Here is a 24299-nt window from a genome sequence, read left to right as displayed (position 1 = left end):
GCCGCCGCGAACCTCGTTCGCGGTCCTCGATGGCAGCCAGGCGCAGTCGCGCGCGTGCCGGGTACGGCACGCGCCGGCACGGCCGTCGCATGGCCGGCGACGCTTGCCGCAAAGCGCGGCGGCCCGCTGCACGCCGGTCATCTGCGGTTCCGCCAACACGCCGGCGCGCCGCGTGCGCTGCATTGCTTCGTGCTCGACTGTTCGGCGTCGATGCTGTCGCACGAACGGCTCGCGCTTGCGAAAGGGTTGATCGTCGCGTACTTCGATCAGGCCGCGCGCGACCGCGTCGAAACCGCGCTGATCTGCTTCGGCGGCAACGGCGCGGCGCGGCGCTTCGGTCCGGCCGTGCCGCGCTGGTGGAATGCGCGCTGGCTCGAACCGGTGGACGGCGGCGGCGGCACGCCGCTCGCGGACGGCATCGCGGCCGCCGCGCAGCTGCTCGCGCGCGATGTCCGGCGCACGCCGGACCAGCAGCGCTGGTTGTGGGTGCTGTCCGACGGGCGCACGCGCGAACTTCCGCCGCGACCGGCCCACGCCGATCACGTCGTGTTCGTCGATTTCGACGATGCGGCCGTGCGGATCGGGCAGGGCCTGCGGCTCGCCGATGCATGGGGCGCGCAATGGATGACGGCCGCGTCGCTGTGCCCCGGGCTGGCCGGCTGAGCGACCGCGCGAGCAGATCGTCGGCGCTGCGCTATGATCGCCGTTTCTGCTCACTGGAAGGTTCGTCATGCAAGTACTCGTCGATGCCGACGCGTGTCCCGCCGTCGTCAAGGACATGCTGTTTCGCGCCGCGCGTCGTGCCGAGATCTGCGTGACGCTGGTCGCGAACCAGTTCCTGCGCACGCCGCCGTCGCCGTTCATCAAGGCGCTGCAGGTGCCGGCCGGCTTCGACGTGGCCGATGCGCGGATCGTCGAGCTGGTGGAGGCGGGCGATCTCGTGATCACCGCCGATATCCCGCTGGCCGCGGCCGTGCTCGACAAGGGCGCGCATGCGCTCGACCCGCGCGGCAACTGGTTCAGCCGCGAGAACATCGAGGAACGCCTGTCGACCCGCGCGATGATGGATCAGCTGCGCAGCGCCGGCATCGATACCGGCGGCCCGGCGCCGTTCAGCGCGCGCGACGGCAAGGCGTTCGCGTCGCAGCTCGACCGGTTTCTGGCCCGCCACGGCAAGCCGTAACGCCCGGGCGTCGGCCCCCCGCCGGGCGCTACGCCACCGGTTGCGCGCCGCATCGGCGGGCACGGCAGGATGCGGTTTTGCGTCGACGCTGCTATCGTGGCGCGAACGACCCACCGGAGGGCATGGATGTCACCGACCCAACTTCTCGTTCCGACGTTGACCCAGATGCTGCGCGCGCAATCCGCGTGGCTCGACAAGGCCGTGGCGCACCGGCAGGCCGCCGGCGCCGCGCCCGACACGGTGCTGACGCTCAAGCTCGCGCCGGACATGTATCCGCTTGCCGCGCAGGTGCGGTTCTCGTGCTTCCAGGCGATGGAACCCGTGTACCGGCTGCGCGGCGAGCCGCTACCGGACGCGCTGCTGGCGTTGCGGGAAGCCGGCTGGCATGCGGATGCACAGCCCGGCACGCTGAGCGACGCGCAGGGCATCCTCGCCGGCACGGTCGAATTTCTCGGCGAGCTCGCGCCCGACGCGCTCGATGGCAGCGCCGCGCTGCCGATCGCCCTCGAGCTGCCGAACGGCATCGCGTTCGACATGACGGGCGAGCAGTACGTGCGCGACTGGGCGCTGCCGCAGTTCTACTTTCATTCGATCGCCGCGTACGCGATCCTGCGCCATCACGGCGTCGAGCTCGGCAAGGCCGACTACGTGCCGCACATGCTGGCGTACGTGCGGCCCGGGACGATTCCGCAAGGTTGAACGGATGCGCGCACGATCCAGCCGCGGCGCACCGGCATGACGCGGGCGCTCTTCATCTGCAGCCGCAACCGGCTGCGCAGCCCGACCGCCGAGGCCGTGTTCGCCGCGTGGCCGGGCGTCGAAACCGACTCCGCGGGCCTCGCGCCCGACGCGGACACGCTGCTGTGCGCGGAGCAGCTGGAATGGGCCGAGATCGTGTTCGTGATGGAACGCGCGCACAAGGCGAGGCTGTCCACCCGATTCGGCGCGCATCTGAAGCACAAGAAAATCGTCTGCCTCGACATTCCCGACCGCTACGCATACCTGCAGCCCGAACTGGTCGCGCTGCTCGAACGCAAGGCCGGCCCGTTTCTGCGCGCGTGACCGGCGCGGGCGCGTTCAGCGCGAACGAGACGCCCCGCCCGGGAGCGCCGAAAAGCGATCGAGGTGCAGCAGTTCGATGATCTTGCGCGTCGGCACGCTCGCGCGCAGCGTCTCGAGCCGCTCGACGTCGAACCACTTGCAGCGGGCAATCTCGTTGCTCGCGCGCGCCGACAGGTGTTTCGGCACGTCGGCGACGAACACGTGATGGAGCTTCGTGAGCCCGCCGAACTGCACCGCATAGTCGAGCGCGAGCCCCTCCAGCCGGGTTTCCTCCGCAAGCTCCCGCTGCGCCGCCTCGAGCGGCGTCTCGCCGCGCCGGATCGTGCCGCCCGGCAGCGACCAGCGCGACGCCGTACGGGCGACCAGCAGCACGCTGCTGCGCTGGCGGCAAACGATCGTGGCGCGTTCCTTGATGACGGCGAGGGTGTGCGGCCCAGTGCTCATGTTCGGCAAAACAGGTGCTGAATCGTGGAGAAATCGCGCGTTGGCCAGCGTTACCGGCCTGTCGCCCGACGCTCAGGCGTGACGGCATGCAAGCCGCCGCGCCGATGTTACCGGGCGTTCGTGACAGTTCCGTGCGCTGCGCCGCACTGCACCGCACAACGGACATCACCTCACGCGTGCGTGTAGATCCCCGTGCGGGCAGGCTTCCCGTGCCGCCCGGTGTGCTGCTTGTGGACGGCACGCCGGTGACGCGGCGGCGCCGTCACATGCGGACGCGCGGGCGCCGGCCGGACCGCCGGCGCGGCGGTCCGTGACTGTGATTGTCCTTCGCCAAAATGGAAGGTCTGGGTTTGCGCGTGGGCGACGCCCAGCGTCGACGCCAGCATGATGGCCGCGAGCAGCATGCGTTTCATGAAATGTCCGTTTTTCGTCAGATGAGCAAGGTCCGCCAGCTTAGCGAACGGCGGCCCGGCACCGCAACCGGCCCGCGTTCCGTGTCGGCCCCGCTTGCGGGCGACCGCATGATCCGCCCGGCGTCCGGGGCATTTCCGGCTTGACAAGAAAATTCCCGAGTGTGAATATAAATTCACATACAAGAATTATTCTTCCAGTCCGGAAAATCGGGCCGCGCAGATGCCGGCCGACGAAACCGGCGGTCCGATCAACCGGAAGCAGGAGCGAGACGCATGGCGGAGCAAGAGCAGCAGGGCGCGTTGGCGGGGTTGCGCATCATCGATCTGTCGCGGGTGCTGGGCGGCCCGTACGCGACGCAGATCCTCGCCGACCACGGCGCGGAGGTGATCAAGGTCGAGCCGCCGTCGGGCGACGAGACGCGCACCTGGGGGCCGCCGTTCGACGGCGACACGGCGTCGTATTTCCTCGGCGTGAACCGCAACAAGCTCGGCATCGCGCTCGACCTGACGAAGCCGGAGGATCGCGAGCGGCTGCTCGGCCTGCTCGAGCACGCGGACGCGCTGGTCGAGAACTTCAAGATCGGCACGATGGAGCGCTGGGGGCTCGGCTTCGACGCGCTGCACGCGCGCTTTCCGCGGCTCGTCCATTGCCGCGTGTCGGGCTTCGGCGCGGACGGCCCGCTCGGCGGGCTGCCTGGCTACGACGCGGCCGTTCAGGCGCTGGCCGGGCTGATGAGTGTGAACGGCGAGGCGGGCGGCGCGCCGCTGCGCGTCGGCGTGCCGATCGTCGATCTCGTCACCGGTCTGAATGCGGCGCTCGGCGTGCTGATGGCGCTGCGCGAACGCGATGCGAGCGGCCTCGGCCAGTTCGTCGAATCGACGCTGTTCGACTGCGCGCTGTCGATCCTGCATCCGCACACACCGAACTACTTCCATTCGGGCAACGCGCCCGTGCGCACCGGCAACGCGCATCCGAACATCACGCCGTACGACAGCTTTCCAACGGCGGGCGTCGACATCTTCCTGGCAGTCGGCAACAACGGGCAGTTCGCGGCGCTGTGCGACGTGCTCGGCACGCGCGGCTGGCTCGACGATCCGCGTTTCGCCGACAACCGTGCACGCAGCGCGAACCGTCCCGCATTGCGTGCACTGCTCGAAACCGCACTCGCCGCACACGACGGTGCCGCGCTCGCCGAGCAGCTGATGCGCCGTGGCGTGCCGTGTGCGCCGGTGCTCGGGCTCGATGCGGCGCTCGATCATCCGCACGTCGCGCATCGGGACATGAAGGTCGAGCTGGGCCGGCATCGCGGCATCGCGTCACCGATCAAGCTCGGCCGTACGCCGGCGACGTACCGTCGGGCGCCGCCTGCACTGAACGAACACGCGGCGCAGGTGTTTGCGAACGACGATCACCGCAACGACGATCGCCGGGACTGACCGACATCGCGGCCGCCGGCCGCGCCGCGCTGCGCTGCGGCGCTCGGACATGCGGTCCGGCACACCATCATTCGGACATCACGCCGGCTTGCGCACGGAAGACGCATGCCGGCTGAAGAGGAGACGCATCATGCTCGCATGGATCGGCGCGATCGCCATCGTCGCGCTGTTCGGCCTGATCATCACGAAGCGGCTGTCGCCGCTCGTCGCCCTGATCGTCGTGCCGGTGGTCGCGTCGCTCGCGGCCGGCTTCGGGCTGCAGACCGGCAAGTTCATCGTGCACGGCGTGCAGAACATCGGCCCGATCGCCGGCATGTTCGTTTTTGCGATTTTATTTTTCGGAATCCTCACTGATGCGGGGATGCTCGACCCGATCATCGCGGGCGTATTGCGCGTGATCGGCTGCCATCCGCCGCGCATCGTAATGGGCTCGGCGCTGCTCGCGCTGCTGATCCACCTCGACGGCTCGGGCGCGGTCACGTTCCTCGTCACGCTGCCGGCGATGATGCCGCTCTATACGCGGCTCGGCATGGACCGGCGGATTCTCGCGTGCGTCGCGTCGATGGCGGCCGGCGTCAATTTCCTGCCATGGGTCGGGCCGATGCTGCGCGCGTCGGCGGCGCTGCACATTCCCGGCTCGGCGATCTTCACGCCGATGATTCCGGTACAGATCGTCGGGCTCGTGTTCGTGTTCGGCACGGCGTACGTGCTCGGCGTGCGCGAGGCGAAGCGGCTCGGGCTCGACCGTGCCGGCGCGGCGTCGCTGGCGATCGCGCCGCGCGAGCTGACCGACGCCGAACGCGCGTTGCGCCGGCCGGGCCGCTTCGGAATCAACGTCGTGCTGACACTCGTCGTGCTCGTCACGCTAGTGTCGGGCATCGTCGACCCGATGGTGATGTTCATGCTCGGTACGGTCGCCGCGCTCGTGATCAATTACCCGGACGTGCAGGCGCAGCGCGAGCGGATCGACGCGCATGCGAAGGCCGCGCTGATGATGGCGAGCGTGCTGCTCGCGGCCGGCGCGTTCACCGGCATCATGTCCGGCACCGGGATGCTGAAGGCGATGGCGGAAGTCGTCGTCGCGCACGTGCCGGTCGAGCATGCGCGCCACATGCCGTTCGTGCTCGGGCTGCTGTCGATGCCGCTCAGCCTGCTGTTCGATCCCGATTCGTTCTACTTCGGCGTGCTGCCGGTGCTCGCGGAGAGCGGCAAGCTGCTCGGCGTGCCGCCGATCCAGATGGCGCAGGCCGCGCTGCTCGGCCAGATGACGACGGGATTTCCGGTGAGCCCGCTGACGCCCGCGACGTTCCTGATCGTCGGCCTGACCGGCGTCGAGCTCGCCGAGCATCAGAAATTCACGATTCCGTTCCTGTTCGCCGCCACCGTGCTGATGGTGTTCGCCGCGGTTGCGACGGGCGTGTTTCCGTTGTGAGCGCCCGCGTATCCGTCGCGCCGCACCGGCCTCCACGCAGGAGACCGCCCCAGGCCCGGTGCTGTATCGGCGACCGCGCGGCCGTTCACATTTTCCTGGAGAGCCATCCATGCAGTTCGACCTGACCGACGACCAGCGCGCGATCGAAAGCGCGATCGAGAAAATCTGCGAACGCTTCGGCGACGACTACTGGCTCGAACGCGATCGCGCGGGCGGGTTTCCATCCGACTTTCACGCGGCGCTCGCCGAGGCCGGCTGGCTCGGCATCGCGATGGACCCGGCGCACGGCGGCGCCGGGCTCGGGATGACCGAGGCCGCGCTGATGATGCGCACGATCAGCGCGTCGGGCGCCGGCCTGTCGGGCGCCTCGGCCGTCCACATGAACATCTTCGGGCTGAATCCGGTGCAGGTATTCGGCAGCGACGCGCAGAAGGCGCGCTTCCTGCCGCCGCTGATCGCCGGGCGCGACAAGGCGTGCTTTGCGGTGACGGAACCCGACGCGGGCCTCGACACCACGCACCTGACCACACAGGCGCGCCGCGACGGCGATCACTACGTGCTGAGCGGGCGCAAGATCTGGATTTCGACCGCGCAGGTCGCGAACAAGATGCTGATCATCGCGCGCACGACGCCGCTCGACCAGGTCGCGAAGCCGACCGACGGCCTGAGCCTGTTCTACACCGACCTCGACCGTTCGCACGTCGAGGTGCGCGAAATCGAGAAAATGGGCCGCAAGGCCGTCGATTCGAACATGCTGTTCATCGACAACCTGCGCGTGCCGCGCGACGACCTGATCGGCAACGAAGGCGACGGCTTCCGCTATCTGCTGCATGGCCTGAACCCCGAGCGGATCCTGATCGCGGCGGAGGCGATCGGGCTCGGGCAGGCCGCGTTGCGCCGCGCGACGCAGTATGCGTGCGAGCGCGTCGTGTTCGGCCGGCCGATCGGGCAGAACCAGTCGATCCAGCATCCGCTCGCGCAGGCGTGGATGCAGCTCGAGGCCGCGTGGCTGATGGTGATGAAGGCCGCGACGCGCTACGACGCGGGACGGTCGTGCGGCGCGGAGGCGAACGCCGCGAAGTACCTCGGTGCGGAAGCCGCGTTCCAGGCGTGCCAGACGGCGATCGCGACGCTCGGCGGGATGGGCTACGCGAAGGAATACCACGTCGAGCGCTACCTGCGCGAGTGTATGATTCCGAGGCTCGCGCCCGTGAGTCCGCAACTGATCCTGTGCTACATCGCGGAGAAGGTGCTCGGGCTGCCGAAGTCGTACTGACGCGCGGCGGCTCGCCCGGCGCGCGGTTTCCCGTTCCGAATCAAGCGCTCGTCATGGACGTCAAACTCGTTGCCCGCACGCTCGACCTGTTCGAGCTGTTCGCCGCCGAACGGCGGCCGCTGCCGCTCACCGAACTCGCGCGCCTGCTCGATGTGCCGCCGTCGAGCTGCCTGGCGATGGCGCGCACGCTCGTGAGCCGCGGCTATCTGTACGAGGTGCGCAAGCGCGGCGGTTACTATCCGACGCGGCGCCTGCAGACGATCGCCGCCGCGATCGACGCGACCGATCCCGTCGTCGACATCGTGCATCCGCATCTCGTCGCGCTGCGCGACGCGAGCCGCGAGACGGCCGTGCTCGGCAAGATCCAGGGCGGGTCGGTCACTTACCTCGACGTCGTCGAGTCCGAGCAGGCGATCCGCTATACGCGCCAGCCGGGCGAGCTGCGTCCGCTGCATGCGAACTCGATCGGCAAGGCGATCTTCGCGGAACTCGCGAGCGATGCGCAGCAGGCGCTCGGCGCGCAGCTGTCGTTCGAACGCTTCACCGACGCGAGCATCGCGGACCTGCCGGCGCTCGTCGCGCAAACCGCGCGGTTTCGCGCGCTCGGCTGGGCCGAGAATTTCGGCGAGAGCGCGCCCGAGCTGTCGGCGATCGCGGTCGCGCTGACGCTAGACGGCGACTGGTACGGGCTGTCGGTCGTCGGGCCGACCGAGCGGATCCGCCAGCATCGCGACCGGCATGCGGCGCTGCTGGTCGACGCGAAGGCGCGGCTGCTGGCCGAGCAGGGGCGCGGGTAGCGCCACCTGCCGCACCGCGCGGGGCACGCCGGTACGCCGGCCGTCAGCGATACCAGCGCGGCGTATAGACCCACTCGCGGCCGCCACCGATCGCGAAGCGCCGCGTCGTCGACGAACCGACGATCACCATCGTGCGCATGTCCACCTGGTCGCTGCGCAACGCACCGAGCGTCGTCGTTGCCAGCGTCGCGCCGGGCCGGCCGATGTCGCGGCCAAGCACGACGACCGTGTCGGCCGCGCGGTGCGCGCGCACGACATCGAGCGCGCGATCGAGCTGCCACGGCCGTGCACGCGAGATCGGGTTATAAAACGCCATCACGAGATCGGCTTGCGCCGCATGGCGCAGGCGCGTCTCGATCACGTCCCACGGCTTCAGGTTGTCCGACAGCGAGATCGCGCAGAAATCGTGGCCGAGCGGTGCGCCGGCCTGCGCGGCGGTGGCGAGCGACGCCGATACGCCGGGCTCCACGCGCAGCTCGACCGCCACCCAGTGCGGGTCGCGCGCTTCGTCGAGCGCCTCCAGCACGGCCGCGGCCATCGCGAACACGCCCGGGTCGCCCGACGACACCACCGCGACGCGCCGGCCCGCGGCCGCCAGTTCGAACGCATGGCGCGCGCGCTGCATTTCCTCGCGATTGTCGGTGCCGTGCACGCGCTGGTCCGCGCGGAACGGGCCGGCCATCGTCACGTAGGTCGTGTAGCCGAGGATGTCGGTCGCGTCCGCGAGCGCGGCGCGCGCGGCGGGCGTGAGCCACGCGGCATCGCCCGGGCCGAGGCCCAATACCGTCAGGCGGCCGCGAGCACGGCCGAGCGCGGCGGGATCGACCGGATGCGAAGCGACCGCGCAGGCAAGCCCGTCCGCGGCCGCACGCAGTGTGTGTGCGACGCGTAATGTGCGGCCGAGCAGCGCGGCGGCATCGGTATCGCCGGCGTCATCTTCAGCGTCACCGACATCGGTGAAGCGCAACGGCACGCCGAGCGTTTGCGCCGCCTCTTCCAGCTGCGCATCGCCGAGCAACGTCGCCGGCGCGACCAGCGCGGCCAGCGCCAGCCGCGCGAGGCCCTGTGCATCGAGCAGCGCTTCGATGCGCGCAGCCAGCGACGGCGCCGCGTCGGCCCGCACGCCACGCGCGTCGATGCCGACCACCACGCTGCGCGGATGGATCACGAGTTCATCGCGCGCACCGCGCCACGCCTCGGGCGTCACGCGAATCGCATGCGCTGCCGCGGCGTCGCGCGGCAGCGCGACGTCGTCGAGCCACGGCGCCGCGCCGTCGATGCGCGTGGCCGCGCCCGCAAGCAGGTCGGACACGAAGCGCTTGCCTTGCGCAAGATCGGCGAGCGCATAGCCTTCGGGCGGATTGAGCACGCAGGCGCCGAAGCGCAGCTCGCCGCTCGTCGTGAGCGCCGGCGCGACGCCGAGGCATGCGGCGATTTCGCGCGCAATCGCGTTGACGCCCGTCAGTCCGCCGAGCAGCGGCACGACGGCCGAACCGTCTTCCGCGACCGCGAGCACGGGCGGCTCGACACCCTTGTCGGCCAGCGCCGGCGCGACGCAACGGATCACGATGCCGGCCGCGCACAGCGCGACGATCGGCAGGCCGCGCGCGTAGAGCTCGCGCAGGTGCGTGCCGAGATCGTCGAACGGCACGTCGGCGTCGACGCGCGACGCGAGCCCGTGCACGCGGGCGCCCGGATAGCGCGCCTGGATGCGCCGCGCGGTGTCGAGCGCGCCCGCGCCGAGAATCACGATCGAGGGCGGAGTCGTCATCCTTGCCATTTTTCCCCCGGCACGACGAGCAGCGAGAAATACGGCGACGCCATCGGATCGACCTGGTCGAGCGGCACGATGCGCTGGGCCGCCATCGTCGCGCGCTCGACGTACAGCGCGCGCTTCGCAAGCCCCAGTTCGTCGAGCACGCGCCGTACCTTGTCGAAGTTGCGGCCGAGCTTCATCACGACGGCCGCGTCGGCCTGTGCGAGTCGCGTGCGCAGTTCGTCCTCCGGCAGCACGCCGGACAGCACCGACAGGCTCTGGTTGCGGTAGACGAGCGGCTGGCCCAGCACGGCCGTGCCGCCGAGCATCGCGCACACGCCCGGAATGACTTCGGTGTCGTAGCGCGGCGCGAGGCGATCGTGCAGGTACATGTACGACCCGTAGAAGAACGGGTCGCCTTCGCAGATCACCGCGACGTCGCGCCCCGCGTCGAGATGCGCCGCGACGATCTCGGCCGCCGTGTCGTAGAAATCCGCGATCACGGTCTCGTAGCAGAGCGGCGGCGGCAGTGCCTCGGTTGTCACCGGGTAGACGAGCGGCAGTTGCGTCTGCGCATCGAGCAGGTGCGCCTCGACGATCCCGTACGCATTGCCTTTTTTGCCCTTCGCGACGAAATACGCGACCACCGGCGCGGCCTGCAGCACGCGCAGCGCCTTGATCGTCATCAGTTCAGGGTCGCCGGGGCCGACGCCGACCCCGAACAGGCGTCCGCGCGGGGCCGTCATTCGGCCTCCGTCGCGAGCGCGTTGACCGCGGCGGCCGCCATCGCGCTGCCACCGCGCCGGCCGAGCAGCGCGACGTACGGCACGCCGCGGCTGTCGGCGTCGAGCATCGCCTTCGATTCGGCCGCGCCGATGAAGCCGACCGGGAAGCCGAGGATCAGCGCGGGGCGCGGCGCGCCGGCGTCGATCATGTCGAGCAGGTGGAACAGCGCGGTCGGCGCATTGCCGATCACGACGACGCTGCCCGCCAGATGCGGGCGCCACAGTTCGAGCGCCGCGGCCGAGCGCGTGTTGCCGAGCTGCCGCGCGAGGTCGGGCACCGCCGGCTCGCCGAGCGTGCAGATCACGCGATTGCCGGCCGGCAGCCGCGCGCGCGTAATGCCTTCGGCGACCATCCTCGCGTCGCACAGGATCGGCGCGCCGGCCGCGAGCGCCGTGCGGCCCGCCGTGCCGGCACCCGCCGAAAACCGCAGGTCGTAGACGACATCGACCATCCCGCACGCGTGGATCACGCGCACCGCGAGTTTCTCGAGATCGGGCGGAACCTGCGACAGGTCGGCCTCGGCGCGGATCGTCGCGAACGACTGGCGGTAGATTTCCTGCCCGTCGCGAATGTAGTCAAGCATCGGTGGTGTCCTGGCTGTGCCGCGCGCCCGTCAGTCGGGCCGCGGCCTGGTCAATCGTCAGATGGCGCGCGAGCGGGGCGCCGAGGCCCGCGGCGGCGTCGCGCCGGTAAAGGTCGTAATGGGCGGGTGCCACCGCGACGAGCGTGTGCGTCGCGGCGTGCGGCAGCGCGCAATGGCGCTCGCAGCCGGTCAGGTGCACGTCGACCGGATGGCCGATGCGCGCGGCAAGCGCGAGCGCATCGCGTTTCGTATCGGCGCGCGACTTCGCGCAGCCCGCGCTGCCGGTGCAGGCGACCAGCGCCGCAAGCGGGTCGGACAGCGCGCACACGAGACCGAGCGCCGCGAGCGCGTCGAGCACGGCCGGCGCGCGTTCGTGCGGCACGCCGTGCAGGAACACGCCTTGCCACGGGGTCATCGACAGCGTGCCGTCACCGTCGGCTTCGGCCAGCGCCGCGAGTCGTTCGAGTTGCGTCGCGTCGAGCCGGCCGAGCGCGAATTGCGCGCCGACGCTGCAGCGGGCCGCGTCGAGCGACGGCCGCGCGCCGAAGCGCAGTGCGGCATCGGCGTGCGTGCGCCGCCAGCCGGCCAGCGCCGGATCGGCGCCGAGCGGGAACGGCAAGTAGTGCTGCGCGCGCTCGAGCAATGCGCGTTCGCCGCCGCTCGCGAGCAACGTCCGCATCCGCGCGACGTCGGCCGGTGCGAGATCGAGGAACGCGAGCAGCAACGCGCGCACGAGCGCGATCGTCTGCTGCGGCGCGACGTCGATCGCAGCGGGCGGGTCGTCGGGCGCGACCGGCGGGCAGCCGGCGAGGCCCGCGGCGATGCGCACCGCGCCGTCACCGCGCCGCCACGCGGCAAGCCAGATGTCGTGCGGATGATCGAGCGCCGCGACCGATTCGCCGCCGTCGAGCTGGATCGAGAATTTCGGCGACAGCTCGCCGCGGCGCGGCTCACGCGCGAGCATGTCGAGCAACGGGCTGGCGAGTGCGCGGCTGTCGAGCAGCGCGGCGGGATCGAGCCCGGCGAGCGGGCTGAGCATCAGGTTGCGGACGTCGTCGCTCGCGGCGAGCGCGGCCCGGTCGTCATCGGCATCGTCGCGGGACGTGCGCGGGCCGAGGCCCGCATCGAGCAACGCGCTTGCCAGCGTATCGGCCGCGCCGTCGCGGATGCCGCGCAGCTGGAGGTTCGCGCGATTGGTCGCGTCGATCGCGCCGGAGCCGTAGGCACGCGCGGCGGCGGCGATCGCGCGTGCCTGCCGTGCGTCGAACCGGCCGCCCGGCAGCTTGATCCGGCACAGTCCGCCGTCGGCGGCCGCGACGACGCGCACGAGCCCCGGGCAAGCCGACGGGCGCACGGCGGGCGACGCAGTCATCGAAACGGGGGCGGAACTCAACGGGATACCAGGGCAGTGTCGCGCAGCGGCCAACGCATCGGTACACCCCGCCCGACGCCGACTGGCACGCACGCACTTTCAGGCCGGCAGGTCTCCTGGCTGACAGGTCGACGCCGCTCCCGGCCTTCCCGGTGAAACCAGTGGCATGAGGGGGAGATCGGCTCGCTGTCTACAGTTGCGGGGGCAGCCACAGCGGCGCGAGGCGCGCCCTGTGTTCCCTCTTCGGCCCCGAGGGGCACCGGCGAACGAACGGCCGTAGGATACCCGATTTCGACGGCGCTTCGCGACCGTCGAGCCGCGCGCCGCAACCGAAACGCACCGTGGTCCGGCATCGGCGGGCCGGCAGATGAAACGCGCGGTGGAACACGGTACCATGCCGACTTTCGCAGTGCGGACGGCCGCACCGGCGCCTTCACCGGCCGCCGCGCGGCGACTCGATGGAATCGGACGATGGGGAAGGGTGCATGACGGCGTGGCTGACGGTAGTGGGCATCGGCGACGACGGCTACGCGGGGCTCGGACGCAGCGCGCGACGCGCGCTGCTCGACGCGACGCGGGTCGTCGGCGCGAAGCGGCACCTCGACATGCTGCCCGCGCGGCTGGCGGCCGCACGCGAAGCGTGGCCGTCGCCGTTCGACCTGTCGGGCCTGCTGGCGCGCCGCGGCTCGGCCGTGTGCGTGCTCGCCAGCGGCGACCCGATGCTGTTCGGCGTCGGCGCGACGCTCGCACGCGAACTGTCCCCCGAAGAATGGCGCGTGCTGCCCGCGCCGTCGTCGCTGTCGCTGGCGGCCGCGCGGCTCGGCTGGGCGCTGCAGGACGTCGGCGCGGTGTCGCTGGTCGGCCGCCCGCTCGCGACGCTGGCGCGTCACCTGCTGCCGGGCCGCCGCCTGTTCGTGCTGAGCGCCGACGGCCGCACGCCGGCCGCGGTGGCCGCCGAACTCACCGCACGCGGCTTCGGCCCAACGCGCATCAGCGTGTTCGAACATCTCGGCGGCCCGCTCGAGCGGCGCATCGACGGCCTCGCACAAGACTGGCACATCGAAGCCGCCGCCGCGCTCAATCTCGTCGCGCTCGACTGCCAGGCCGGCCCCGACGCGCCGCGCCGCGCGCTCACGCCCGGCCTGCCCGACGACGCGTACCGCCACGACGGCCAGCTCACCAAGCGCGACATGCGCGCGCTGACGCTCGGGCGTCTTGCCCCCGCGCCCGGCGAACTGCTGTGGGACGTCGGCGCGGGCAGCGGCTCGATCGGCATCGAATGGATGCGCGCGCATCCGTCGTGCCAGGCAATCGCGATTGAGTCGCATGCGGAGCGGCAGCGCTTCATCGAACACAACCGCGACGCGCTCGGCGTGCCGGGCCTGCAACTCGTCGCGGGGCGCGCGCCCGATGCGCTCGCGGGGCTCGCCGCCCCCGACGCAATCTTCATCGGCGGCGGCGCGACGGCGCCCGGCGTGCTCGACGCGTGCTGGTCGGCACTGAAGCCCGGCGGCCGGCTCGTCGCGAACGCGGTCACGCTGCAAGGCGAACTGGCGCTCGCCGCGTGGCGCGACGCGCATGGCGGCACGCTCACGCGCGTATCGCTCGCGCACGCCGAACCGCTCGGCCGCTTCGACACGTGGCGGCAGCCGCTGCCCGTCACGCTGTACGACGTGCGCAAGCCGGACCCCGCCGCCACGGGCATCGCGGACCTCGCGTGATGCGCGACGAAACCCCCGAACAACCGGCACCGCTGCGGTTCGGCTATACGACCGGCAGCTGCGCGACCGCGACGTCGCTCGCCGCCGCGCGCCTGCTGCTCGCCGGCCACGCAGACGATGCGGTCGAGATCGTGCTGCCGAAGGGGCAGCGCGTGATGATGCGGCTCGAGTTCTGCCGGATCACGGCGGACGGCGCCGAGGCCGGCACCATCAAGGACGCCGGCGACGATCCGGACGTCACGCACGGCGCGCTGATCTTTGCGCGCGTCGCGCTCGCCGCCACGCCCGGCGTGCGCTTTCATGCGGGGCCGGGCGTCGGCACGGTCACGCGCGCGGGGCTCACGCTGCCGGTCGGCGAACCCGCGATCAATCCGGTGCCGCGCCAGATGATGACCACCCACCTCGACGCGCTCGCAGCCGAATACGGCTATGCAGGCGGCTTCGACGTGACGATCGGCGTGGAGGGCGGCGAGGCGCTCGCGCTGAAGACGATGAACCCGCGCCTCGGCATCGTCGGCGGGTTGTCGATCCTCGGCACGACCGGCATCGTGCGGCCGTTCTCGTGCTCCGCGTATATCGCGTCGATCCATCAGGGCATCGACGTCGCACGCGCGAACGGCATCGCGCACATCGCCGCGTGCACCGGCAACGCGAGCGAGGATGCGATGCGCGCGCACTACGGCCTGCCCGACATGGCGCTGATCGAGATGGGCGATTTCGCCGGTGCGGTGCTCAAGCACCTGCGTCGCGCGCCGATCGCACGCCTGTCGATGTGCGGCGGTTTCGGCAAGCTCAGCAAGCTCGCGGCCGGCCATCTCGACCTGCACAGCCGCCATTCGAGCATCGACCTGCCGCTGCTCGCGCAGTGGGCGGCCGAGGCCGGCGCGAGCGAGGCGCTGCAGGCCGCGATGCGCGCGGCGAACACCAGCCAGGAAGCGCTGAAGCTCGCGCAGGCCGACGGCGTGCCGCTCGGCGATCTCGTCTGCGCGCAGGCGCTGCGGGTCGCGCGCGACATCGTGCCGGCGTCGGTCGCCGTCGAGATGTTCGCGATCGACCGGCAGGGCCGTTTCGTCGGGCGCGCACGATGAGCGCGCGTATCCTGCTGCTCGGCGGTACCGGCGACGCGCTGAAGATCGCTCGCGTGCTCGGCCCGGGGCACGTCTATAGCCTCGCGGGCCTCGGCAAGGTGCCCGACGACTTGCACTGCGACGTGCGCGTCGGCGGTTTCGGCGGTGCGGCCGGGCTCGCCGCGTATCTGCGCAGTGCCGACATCGGCCTCGTGATCGACGCGACGCATCCGTACGCCGCGCAAATCAGCGCGAACGCGGCGGCGGCCGCGCGCGACGCGGGCGTGCCACTGTGGGCGCTGCGCCGCGCGGCGTGGACACCGGGCTCCGGCGACGACTGGCGAATGGTCGACGACTGGGCCGGCATTGCAGCCGCGCTCGCGCCGTTCCGGCGGCCGCTGTTCACACTCGGCCGCGAACCGCTCGCACACCTCGACGAGATCCCGCCGCACCAGTTCTGGCTGGTGCGCTGTCTCGATCCGCACCCTGGCAACGCGCGCGCGCAGATCGTCGCCGCGCGCGGGCCGTTCACGCTCGACGGCGAACGCGCGCTATTCGCGCTCGCGGGCATCGACGTCGTCGTCAGCAAGAACAGCGGCGGCGCCGCGACCGAGGCCAAGCTCGACGTCGCGCGCGAACGCAGGCTGCCGGTCGTGATGCTGCGCCGGCCGCCGCTGCCCGACGCCGATCGCCGGTTCGACTCGGCCGCCGCGCTGCTAGACGCGCTCGATCCGGCCGCGCGCGCATGATGCCGCGCGAGCGGCTGCACAATGAATTGACGGAGATTTTTCGATGACGGTGTATTTCATCGGCGCGGGCCCCGGCGACCCGGAGCTGATCACGGTGAAGGGCCAGCGCCTCGTGCGCACGTGCCCGGTGATCCTGTATGCAGGCTCGCTCGTGCCGACGGCCGTGCTCGACGGCCATCGCGCGGAGCAGGTCGTCAATACCGCCGAGCTCGACCTCGACGCGATCGTCGCGCTGCTCGCCGATGCGGATGCGAAAGGGCAGGACGTCGCGCGCGTGCACTCGGGCGATCCGTCGCTGTACGGGGCGATCGGCGAGCAGATCCGGCGGCTGAAAGCGCTCGGGATTCCGTATGAAATCGTGCCGGGCGTGACGGCCACCGCCGCGTGCGCGGCGACGCTCGGCGTCGAGCTGACGCTGCCCGGCGTCGCGCAGACGGTGATCCTCACGCGCTTCGCGGGCAAGACGACGATGCCGGAAGGCGAAGCGCTCGGCTCGCTCGCCGCGCATCGCGCGACGCTCGCGATTCATCTCGGCGTGCGCCATCTCGCGCGGATCGTCGACGAAGTGCTGCCGCATTACGGGCCCGACTGCCCGGTCGCCGTGATCTATCGCGCGAGCTGGCCCGACGAGGAACGCGTGACCGGCACGCTGGCCGACATCGTCGGCAAGGTGCAGGGCACGCGGATCGAGCGCACCGCGCTGATCCTGATCGGACGCGTGCTCGATGCGGAAGGGTTCGCGGATTCGACGCTGTACGCGGGGGCGGGCTGATCACGCACGCGCCCGCCGGCGTTCGGCACGGCGTTCGCGCCGGTGCGTGTAGCGCGCCGCGCCGATCGTGATCGCACCGCCGACGAAGCAGACCTGCGGCGCCGATTCGCCGAGGAGCGGATGGCGCAGGCGGGGTTCGTCGCACGACGACAAGCAGACGGTCGTACTGACGCTGACCGAGGCCGGGCACGACGCGATGCAGCAGGTGCTGGCCGCGCGCGGCGCGGCGATCGCGGATCTCACGCGCAGGTTGACGCCCGAGCAATGCGCGCAGTTGATGCCGATCTGCGAGCAGCTGATCGGCGCACTGGCCGACGACATGCAGAATGCGATCCGCGTGTGCCGGCGGTGCGACGAAGCGGCGTGCGACTTGCGGCGGTGCCCGTCGGAGCGCGCCTATCGACGCTACGTGGCGGAGCGGGAAGCGGGCGGCTGACGCGCGGCCGGCTGCCTACGCACGCACGACACGCCGTGCGAAGCGCGGGGCAAACCCGGCCGCCAGCGCGAACAGCACGACGCACAGGCACGCCATCGCCACCCACGCGGGTGTCAGGTCCGCGAGATGCTGGCGCACGACGCCGGCCGCGTACGGGAACAACCCGGCGATCAGGTAGCCGACACCTTGCACGAACCCCGTCAGCGATGCAGCTTCGGCCGGCGTCGCTGCGTGGTCGACCGTGACGATCAGCGACAGCGGAAACAGCGCGCCGATCCCCGCACCGAGCAGCAGCGCGGCCGGCAACGCGAGCGCTTCGGGCGCAGCCAGCATCGTCAGCAACCCCGCAAGCAGCGACGCGATCGCCGCGTGCAGCGCGGGCCGGCGATCGGGCAGGCGGTCGATCGTCGCCGAGATCGCCAGCCCCGCGACGACTTCCGCGAGCGTCACGCCGCCGAGCAGGCTGCCGGCTGCGGTCGGCGCCCAGCCGAGTCGCATGTAGTACGGCGGCAGCCACGCCAGCACGAGCGTGTAGGCGCCCGTCGCGATCCCGAAGAACGCCGCGAGCCGCCAGGCGCGCGGCGAACGCGACGGCCGTGCCTGCATCACCGACGCCGACATCGACCCGGACGCCGGCGCGTCTCCACCACGGCTGGCCAGCGGCCACGCGAGCGCCGCGAGCGCAGCCGGCAGCGCCCAGCCCGCCAGCGCAACGAGCCAGCCCCAGCGGGCCGCGGCAAACGGCGCGACGACGCTCGCGAGCACCGCGCCGCCCATGATCGACGTCGAATAGACGCCCATCGCGCCGCCGATCCGCGTCGCGAAATGCGCCTTCACGAAACCCGGCAGCAACGCCTGCACCATCGCGATCCCGATGCCCGCGCAGCCTGCGCTCACCAGCAGCAGCCACGCGTGCTGCGCGCCGATGCGCGACGCGCACGCGAATCCAATCAGCGCGACGCCGAGCCACACGCCGCCCGCGATACCCGTCGCGCGCTGCAACCGCCGCGCGCTCAGCGCGCCCAGGCCCATCAGCAGGATCGGGATCGTGGTCAGCAGGCTCGCCGCGCCGTCGCCGATGCCGGTCGCGCGCTGGATCATGTCGAGCAGCGGACCGATCGCGGCCAGCGCTGGCCGCAGGTTCAGCCCGACCAGGACGATGGCGGCGAGCCGCCATCCGGAGGAAGTGAAGCGATTCATCGAAAGACCCTCGGTATCGGTGCACGGCTTCCGACGGGGTGCCATGCGTTTTCATGTAAAGTATCTCGACATCAAGATAAATGCTGATTTATCTCGACGTCAAGATAACTGGTGAACCGAGGAGGGTTAATGGATCGAGCCGCGCATGCGCTCGCGCAATGGCGCGCCGAGCGTCCGGATCTGGATGCGTCGTCGATGCTCGTGATGGGACGGCTGCAGGAGGCCGCGCTCGTCATTGCGCGTGACGGTCTGAATCCGCTGTTCGCGCGCTACGGGATGCAGCCGGGCGAATTCGACGTGCTGGCGACGCTGCGGCGCAGCGGTGCACCGTTCGCGCTGACGCCGACCGCGCTGTACGACGCGCTGATGATGTCGTCGGGCGGGATGACCGCGCGCATCGACCGGCTGCAGAAGGCCGGCTGGGTCGAGCGCCGGCCAAACCCGGCCGACGGCCGCGGCACGCTCGTTGCGCTGACACTCGCCGGCCGCGCGCTGATCGACGAAGCGGTGGTCGCGCACGTCGACAATCAGCGCGCGATGCTGGCCGCACTGTCGGAAGCGGAGCAGGCACAACTTTCAGCGTTGCTGGAAAAGCTGCTGTCGGGATTGGGGGATGGGGCGTCGGCGTCGGCCGACAAATAGGCGCCGCCGAATCGTCACGCTGAATGAACGAAACGAGCCGAAAGCGGCAACGCCGAAAGGAAGCAGGAAAACCGCCCGCCGCGCGCTGCGACGGGCCGGACCGACTGCGGGCCGCGCCCGCTGCGCGGATCAGCCGCGTGCCGGGATGTTGAGCCCGCGCGCGACGGCCGGACGCGCGACGAACGCGTCGAGCGCCCGCGCGACGTGGCGGAACTCGCTGAAGCCGACGAGATCGCCCGCTTCGTAGAACCCGACCAGGTTGCGCACCCACGGGAAAATCGCGATGTCGGCGATCGTGTAGGTATCGCCCATCACCCACTTGCGGTTCGCGAGCTGCGCATCGAGCACGCCGAGCAGGCGCTTCGATTCGGCGATGTAGCGATCGCGCGGACGCTTGTCCTCGTAGTCGCGGCCGGCGAACTTGTGGAAGAAGCCGACCTGGCCGAACATCGGGCCGATGCCGCCCATCTGGAACATCACCCACTGGATCGTCTCGTAGCGGCCGGCGAGATCCTTCGGGATCAGCTGGCCCGTCTTGTCCGCGAGATAGATCAGGATCGCGCCCGATTCGAACAGCGGCAGCGGCCGGCCGTCGGGGCCGTTCGGATCGATGATCGCCGGGATCTTGTTGTTCGGGTTCAGCGACAGGAACGCGGGCGACAGCTGGTCGTCCGTGTCGAAGCGCACGAGGTGCGGCTCGTACGGCAGGCCGGTTTCCTCGAGCATGATCGACACCTTGACGCCGTTCGGCGTCGGCAGCGAATACAGCTGGAGACGGTCGGGATGCTGGGCCGGCCACTTTTTCGTGATCGGGAAGGCGGACAGATCGGGCATGGAGGTTCGCTCGTCAACGTGGAGGATCCGCGATCCGCCGTCCTGCCGCGCGTCGCTGACCGCCCCTGACACGGCGGCAGGGACCGGACGATCGCATCGACAGGCGGGCGGGGCGCGCCGAAGACGCCCACTGTAGCCGATCCCCGCGATCGCTGCAGACGGCGGCCGCGAGTCACGCCCGGGCGCCGCCGCGCGCGCATCGCACCGTGTCACACCGCACCGCGTCGTCAGAAGTTGTGCCGCAGCCCGACCATCGCGGCCGTCGTGCCGACGCCGGGCGCGACCGGCTGCCCGTACACGAGCATCTGGTCCATCGTGCCGCGGTTGTTCACGTGGCCGACCTGCGCATAGACCATCGTCCGCTTCGACAGGCTGTAGTCGGCCGTGAGCACGACCGCCGTCGAGCGGTTTTCCGATCGGTTGCGGTCCTTCAGGTAGTACACCGCCGAAGTCACCTGCAACGCTGGCGTGAAGCGATAACCGACACCGGCCGACAGCATGTCGAGGTTCACCCGGTCCGCATGCGACGGATTCCTGCCGTTGCCGTACGACGCCGACACCGAGAAGTCGCGGATCGTGTATTTCGCGCCGACGTAGACGAAACGGTTGTTGTCGACGCCGGTCGGCGCGACACCCGGTGCCGGATTCGTGTCGTGGCCGTTGTAGTAGACGGCCGACGCATTCAACCCGTAGTTCGAGTACCTGAGCACGACCGATTCGCGCGTGCCGCCCTGGAACTGCCCGGCGACGCCGCCGGGCGCGTATTCGAGCGCGATCGACGCGCCCGCGAACGTCGGCGACTGATAGACGAGCGCATTGCTGTCGTACAACGCGCCGATCGCGCCGTTGGTGCTCGTCCCGGGCCAGCCGGCCGCGGTGTTCAGGCCGAGCCACGCGGTCAGCACGCTGCCGAAGAACTGCGCATTGCGCACGTCGGTATCGGCCATCGCGTAGATCATCGGCACGATCTGGCGGCCGGCCGTGAAGGTGCCGAACGGCCCCGACACGCCGAGCGACGCGACCTGGTTGAAGATCGCGGCGGCGCCCGGCGTGTCGCTCAGCTGCATCCTGCCGGTGCCGCTGTCGAACGAACTCTGCAGCTTGAAGTTGACCTTGTAGCCGCCGCCAAGATCCTCGGTCCCCCTGATGCCCCAGAAGCTCGAATAGATGCCGCCGTCCTTCATGCGGAACACCTTGCCGGTATTCGGCGCGCTCGGGCTGAACGACGCGGCCGACGTGCTCTGGTACAGCAGGCCCGTGTCGACCACGCCGTAGAGCGTGACGGAGGATTGCGCATGCGCGAGCGCCGAACAGCCGGCAAGCGCCGCAAGCGCGGCCAGTTTCGTCTTCATCGAAGTCTCCAGGATCGTAATGGACCGCACGGGATCGAGCCCGTGCGGGTGAAGCGGGGAAGCATCGAGGCAGGCGGGAAGGCGTGGCATGCAACGCCGGTGCGAGCCGTGCGGAAAGACTACGCAACGACGCGCGGCCGCTCCCCCCCATGCGCGGGGGGCAGGGTTGCGGAGAATCGAAGGGAAGGCGGCCGCTGCGGGCCGGGCCGCCGTGACGGCGCTACGACGCGCTTTCGAGCAGCCCAAGCACCAGCGCGCGGCGCACCGCGTGCTTGCGCGAGCTGGCGTCGAGCTTGCCGAACAGGTTCTTCAGGTGCCACTTCACGGTTTCCTCGCCGACGGCGAGCGCCACCGCGATCTCCTTGTTCGACAGGTTGCGCGCGAGCAGCTCCAGGATCGCGCGCTCCTTGGGCGTCAGCACGACGCTCGGCACCGCGCGCGGGCTGGCTGTGCTGCGCGGCGCGGGTGGCACGATGCGCGGCTGCGCGGGCCGGGCGGGACCGTCTCCCGCCGCGGCCTCGTCGCCGGCGCGGCGCGCCCAGTCGGCGACGGCCGGATGCGCGTCGGCGAGCGTGCGCGTCAGGCCGAACACGTCCGCGAGGTTCATCGCCTCGTCGAGCAGTGCGCGCCCGCCGCGCCCCGACTGTTCGAGCGCGAACGCGCTGAGCGCCATGATCTCGATGCGAGCGCGCCCCATGCTCATTTCGCGAGCCAGCACGGCCGCTTCGTCGAGCGCCGCGCACGCATCGTCCCAGCGGCGCGCGGCGAGCGCCGCACCCGCGTGCGCGATCGCCTGCAGCAGCACGACGGGACGCCGCCACAGCGGCCCGTGCGACGGAAACTCGGCCGCGGCGATCGCATCGATCCGCTCGACGAGCACATGGCAGGTCGCCTCGCGATAGCGCGCCGCGTGAATGCGCACCTGCTCGGCGAGACTCGCGACCGACAGGCGCGGCAGCCGGCGCGCGACGCCCATCGCGTCGAGTGCCTCGAGCAGGTCGAGCGCGCGATGCTCGACGCCGCGCAGCAGCGCGATGCGCGCGGCCGTGCGATAGCCGAGCAGGACGGTGTCGGGCGTGCCCGCGTGCTCGAGCACGTCGAGCCGGTTCGCGAGCAGCGCGGCGGCCTGATCGACGCGATCGGCCTCGTACGCGATCGCCGCGCACATCGCCGCGAGCATGCAGGTCAGCGGATGGCGGCGCCCGAGGTCGGCCTCCGCGCGCGCCAGCGCCGGCGACAACGCGTCGTCCGCGAGCCGGATCTGGCCTTCGCACAGGTAGCTCAGGCCGGTAATCAGTTCGCCCCAGCGCGCGACGTAGCCGAACCCGGCCGCCGTCTCGCCGCGCGGCGCGGCCTGCTGGAAGCGGCGCGCCTGCGCCGGTTCGCCGACGATGATCGCGCGCGCCGACAGCCGGTTCGCATGCATCTGGGCCAGCCACGTCGCCGCGGGCGGCGTGAAGTCGGCCCACGGCTCGAACAGCTCGACAAAGCGGTCGATCTCGTCCGCGTAATATGCGGCCGCGCTGAGGATCAGCGCGCATTCGTAGCGCATCGCGGCGGGCGTGCCGGGGTCGGCGAGGATGCCGGCGATCTGGCGCTGCGCCTCGACATGGCGTTCGCCGAGCGCCAGCGCCCATGCGACCGCGATCCGCAGGGTCGGGCGCTTGTCGAGTTCCGCATCGGGCAGCAGCGCGAGCCAGTCGAGCACGTCGTTGATGCGGCCCTGCTTGATCGCATCCTCGAGACAGCGCTGCGCGAGCGCGTATGCGGTCTCGAACTGGCCGGCCGCATACGCGTGGCGCGCGGCTTCCTCGGTCATCCCGTGCGCGTCGAGCCACGCGGCGGCGCGTGCATGCAGCGCGCAGCGCTCCGCGTCCGGGCCTGCCGCCAGGCGGTCGCGCAGCGTATCGCGTACGAGCGGATGCAGCCGGCACCAGTCGGAATCGTCGGACGCGATGAACAACGGCGTGTCGCGCGCGAGCCGCGCGAGCCGGTCGGATGCGCCCGCATCGTCGAGCAGCGCGGCGCACAGCGACGGATGCAGGCGGTCGGCGACGCTGGTGCGCGTCAGAAATGCGGTGTCGTCGGCGGACAAATTCGCGAGCAGCAGCTCGACGAGCCGGTCGCGCGTACCGTCCATCCGCGCGGCGAGCGCGTCGACGGCCTGGCGCGGATCGGCCGAGCGCGCCATCGCGGCCATCGCGAGCTGCAACCCCAGCGGCCAGCCGTCGACGCGCTCGAACAGCCGCGCGCACGCGTCGGCGTCGACCCGCTGCGCAAAGCGCGCGCCCACCAGCGCGATCGTCTCGTCGAGCGTGAAGCGCAGCCAGTCGGGGCCCGCGAGCGTGCATTGCCCGCCGGCGAGCAGGTCGCCGGCCGCGTGATCGAGCCCGCGCCGGGCCGCGACGATCACCCGCAGGTTCTGCGGCGCGTTGTGCAGCACATAGATCAGCGCGTCGAGGCCGGCGGCCGGCAGCCGTTCCGCGTCGTCGACGATCAGCAGCGCGTCGATCGACAGTTGTGCGACTTCGGCCAGCCACGCGGTCAGCCCCTCCAGCGCGCGGGCCGCGCCGCCCGGGACCAGTCGCCCGAAGCCGGGCCGCGCGCAACCGGTGCGCACCGCCTGCACGAGCCCCTGCAGCAAGCGCGGCGCGTCGTCGCGCTCGTCGGCGGACAGCCACACGACCGCGCGGCCGAGCGCGAGGGATTCGCGCCGCCATTGCGCGAGCAGCGAGGTCTTGCCGTAGCCGGCCGGCGCCTGCACGAGCGTGACGGGCCGGGCGTCGAACGCCGGCGCGGCGAGGCTCAGCCGCGCGCGTGCGAGCAGCTGCGCCGGCACGCGCGGCGCCGTCGTTTTCAGCACGAGTTCGGTGGGTGGCGCGTCGGCGCGATCGAGTGGGTGGGCCATCGGGGCTGCAGTCGGAATCCGGCGGTGCCGTGCGGGCCAGCCTCCGGGGTGGGTGTGGGGGGAAGGATCGGCCGAAC

General features: G+C 71.2%; 24 protein-coding genes and 1 riboswitch. Of the genes, 14 read left to right on the top strand and 10 right to left on the bottom strand.

All coding sequences use genetic code 11. The features are described 5' to 3' along the window. Positions 1–54: 54 nt before the first annotated feature. The 4 genes from GEM_RS08720 (at position 55) to GEM_RS08705 (ending at position 2245) form a co-directional block, all read left to right on the top strand. Entirely contained in the window at positions 55–663 is a 609-nt protein-coding gene (locus tag GEM_RS08720; protein ID WP_041490489.1) for a vWA domain-containing protein, read from the top strand. Positions 664–730: 67 nt separating this feature from the next. Next, the gene (locus GEM_RS08715) at positions 731–1183 is read left to right on the top strand and encodes a YaiI/YqxD family protein (protein WP_014897046.1); all 453 of its coding nucleotides are present in this window, start codon (positions 731–733) and stop codon (positions 1181–1183) included. 126 nt (positions 1184–1309) lie between these two features. After that, on the top strand, positions 1310–1882 hold the full coding sequence (locus tag GEM_RS08710; protein ID WP_014897045.1) for a DUF1993 domain-containing protein: 573 nt from the start codon (positions 1310–1312) through the stop codon (positions 1880–1882). Positions 1883–1918: 36 nt separating this feature from the next. Continuing rightward, positions 1919–2245 (top strand): low molecular weight protein tyrosine phosphatase family protein, encoded by a 327-nt coding sequence (locus GEM_RS08705; RefSeq protein WP_014897044.1) that lies wholly within the window; start codon positions 1919–1921, stop codon positions 2243–2245. Between the two features lie 15 nt (positions 2246–2260). Here GEM_RS08705 and GEM_RS08700 read toward each other — a convergent pair whose 3' ends face one another. Both GEM_RS08700 and GEM_RS08695 read right to left on the bottom strand, forming a co-directional pair. Further along, positions 2261–2689 (bottom strand): NUDIX hydrolase, encoded by a 429-nt coding sequence (locus GEM_RS08700; RefSeq protein ID WP_014897043.1) that lies wholly within the window; start codon positions 2687–2689, stop codon positions 2261–2263. A gap of 170 nt (positions 2690–2859) precedes the next feature. After that, positions 2860–3102: a hypothetical protein gene (locus GEM_RS08695; protein WP_014897042.1), complete on the bottom strand. Its 243-nt coding sequence runs from the start codon at positions 3100–3102 to the stop codon at positions 2860–2862. A 273-nt stretch (positions 3103–3375) separates the two neighbouring features. On the opposite strand from GEM_RS08695, the gene GEM_RS08690 reads away from it, so the two are divergent. The 4 genes from GEM_RS08690 (at position 3376) to GEM_RS08675 (ending at position 8044) form a co-directional block, all read left to right on the top strand. Beyond that, positions 3376–4539, top strand: coding sequence for a CaiB/BaiF CoA transferase family protein (locus GEM_RS08690; protein ID WP_014897041.1), 1164 nt, complete (start codon positions 3376–3378; stop codon positions 4537–4539). Positions 4540–4669: 130 nt separating this feature from the next. Further along, positions 4670–5971, top strand: a complete 1302-nt coding sequence (locus GEM_RS08685; protein WP_014897040.1) for a CitMHS family transporter — start codon at positions 4670–4672, stop codon at positions 5969–5971. A 109-nt stretch (positions 5972–6080) separates the two neighbouring features. Further along, entirely contained in the window at positions 6081–7247 is a 1167-nt protein-coding gene (locus GEM_RS08680; protein ID WP_014897039.1) for an acyl-CoA dehydrogenase family protein, read from the top strand. A 53-nt stretch (positions 7248–7300) separates the two neighbouring features. After that, positions 7301–8044, top strand: coding sequence for an IclR family transcriptional regulator (locus GEM_RS08675; RefSeq protein WP_014897038.1), 744 nt, complete (start codon positions 7301–7303; stop codon positions 8042–8044). A 43-nt stretch (positions 8045–8087) separates the two neighbouring features. Here the strand turns inward: GEM_RS08675 and cobJ are convergent, their stop codons facing one another. Genes cobJ through cobG form a run of 4 tightly spaced genes read right to left on the bottom strand, consistent with a single transcriptional unit; the run spans position 8088 to position 12541 of the window. Further along, positions 8088–9815 carry a precorrin-3B C(17)-methyltransferase gene (gene cobJ / locus GEM_RS08670; protein ID WP_014897037.1) on the bottom strand — a complete coding sequence of 576 codons (1728 nt, stop codon included), beginning with the start codon at positions 9813–9815 and terminating at the stop codon, positions 8088–8090. Then, on the bottom strand, positions 9812–10546 hold the full coding sequence (locus tag GEM_RS08665; protein WP_014897036.1) for a precorrin-2 C(20)-methyltransferase: 735 nt from the start codon (positions 10544–10546) through the stop codon (positions 9812–9814). The genes cobJ and GEM_RS08665 overlap by 4 nt, the downstream gene beginning before the upstream one ends. After that, positions 10543–11169, bottom strand: a complete 627-nt coding sequence (locus tag GEM_RS08660; protein WP_014897035.1) for a precorrin-8X methylmutase — start codon at positions 11167–11169, stop codon at positions 10543–10545. The genes GEM_RS08665 and GEM_RS08660 overlap by 4 nt, the downstream gene beginning before the upstream one ends. Beyond that, positions 11162–12541, bottom strand: coding sequence for a precorrin-3B synthase (gene cobG / locus GEM_RS08655; protein WP_014897034.1), 1380 nt, complete (start codon positions 12539–12541; stop codon positions 11162–11164). Before cobG ends, GEM_RS08660 begins: the two co-directional genes overlap by 8 nt. Positions 12542–12629: 88 nt before the next feature. Further along, positions 12630–12820: riboswitch (cobalamin riboswitch) on the bottom strand. Positions 12821–13026: 206 nt separating this feature from the next. Between cobG and GEM_RS08650 the strand changes: the two genes are divergently transcribed. From GEM_RS08650 to GEM_RS08630, 5 genes are all read left to right on the top strand, one after another. Then, the gene (locus GEM_RS08650; RefSeq protein WP_014897033.1) at positions 13027–14262 is read left to right on the top strand and encodes a bifunctional cobalt-precorrin-7 (C(5))-methyltransferase/cobalt-precorrin-6B (C(15))-methyltransferase; all 1236 of its coding nucleotides are present in this window, start codon (positions 13027–13029) and stop codon (positions 14260–14262) included. Next, a complete protein-coding gene (locus GEM_RS08645; protein ID WP_014897032.1) occupies positions 14262–15350 on the top strand; it encodes a cobalt-precorrin-5B (C(1))-methyltransferase in 1089 nt (362 codons plus the stop codon). Before GEM_RS08650 ends, GEM_RS08645 begins: the two co-directional genes overlap by 1 nt. Beyond that, positions 15347–16078, top strand: a complete 732-nt coding sequence (locus GEM_RS08640; protein ID WP_014897031.1) for a cobalt-precorrin-6A reductase — start codon at positions 15347–15349, stop codon at positions 16076–16078. The genes GEM_RS08645 and GEM_RS08640 overlap by 4 nt, the downstream gene beginning before the upstream one ends. A 43-nt stretch (positions 16079–16121) precedes the next feature. After that, entirely contained in the window at positions 16122–16850 is a 729-nt protein-coding gene (cobM, locus tag GEM_RS08635; RefSeq protein WP_014897030.1) for a precorrin-4 C(11)-methyltransferase, read from the top strand. Between the two features lie 67 nt (positions 16851–16917). Next, positions 16918–17286 (top strand): MarR family transcriptional regulator, encoded by a 369-nt coding sequence (locus GEM_RS08630; RefSeq protein ID WP_014897029.1) that lies wholly within the window; start codon positions 16918–16920, stop codon positions 17284–17286. A 15-nt stretch (positions 17287–17301) separates the two neighbouring features. On the opposite strand, the gene GEM_RS08625 is transcribed toward GEM_RS08630, so the two are convergent. Then, a complete protein-coding gene (locus tag GEM_RS08625) occupies positions 17302–18486 on the bottom strand; it encodes an MFS transporter (protein ID WP_014897028.1) in 1185 nt (394 codons plus the stop codon). Between the two features lie 129 nt (positions 18487–18615). Between GEM_RS08625 and GEM_RS08620 the strand changes: the two genes are divergently transcribed. Next, on the top strand, positions 18616–19128 hold the full coding sequence (locus GEM_RS08620; protein ID WP_014897027.1) for a MarR family winged helix-turn-helix transcriptional regulator: 513 nt from the start codon (positions 18616–18618) through the stop codon (positions 19126–19128). Positions 19129–19257: 129 nt separating this feature from the next. On the opposite strand, the gene GEM_RS08615 is transcribed toward GEM_RS08620, so the two are convergent. The 3 genes from GEM_RS08615 to GEM_RS08605 form a co-directional block, all read right to left on the bottom strand. After that, positions 19258–19962, bottom strand: a complete 705-nt coding sequence (locus tag GEM_RS08615; protein ID WP_014897026.1) for a glutathione S-transferase N-terminal domain-containing protein — start codon at positions 19960–19962, stop codon at positions 19258–19260. A gap of 227 nt (positions 19963–20189) precedes the next feature. Then, entirely contained in the window at positions 20190–21314 is a 1125-nt protein-coding gene (locus GEM_RS08610) for a porin (protein ID WP_014897025.1), read from the bottom strand. A 220-nt stretch (positions 21315–21534) separates the two neighbouring features. Next, a complete protein-coding gene (locus tag GEM_RS08605) occupies positions 21535–24222 on the bottom strand; it encodes a LuxR C-terminal-related transcriptional regulator (protein WP_014897024.1) in 2688 nt (895 codons plus the stop codon). Positions 24223–24299 lie beyond the last annotated feature (77 nt).

The organism is Burkholderia cepacia GG4, assembly GCF_000292915.1.
GTDB lineage: Bacteria > Pseudomonadota > Gammaproteobacteria > Burkholderiales > Burkholderiaceae > Burkholderia > Burkholderia cepacia_D.
Note: the sequence above shows the minus strand (reverse complement) of the source record. Positions and strands in the feature narration are given on the sequence as shown.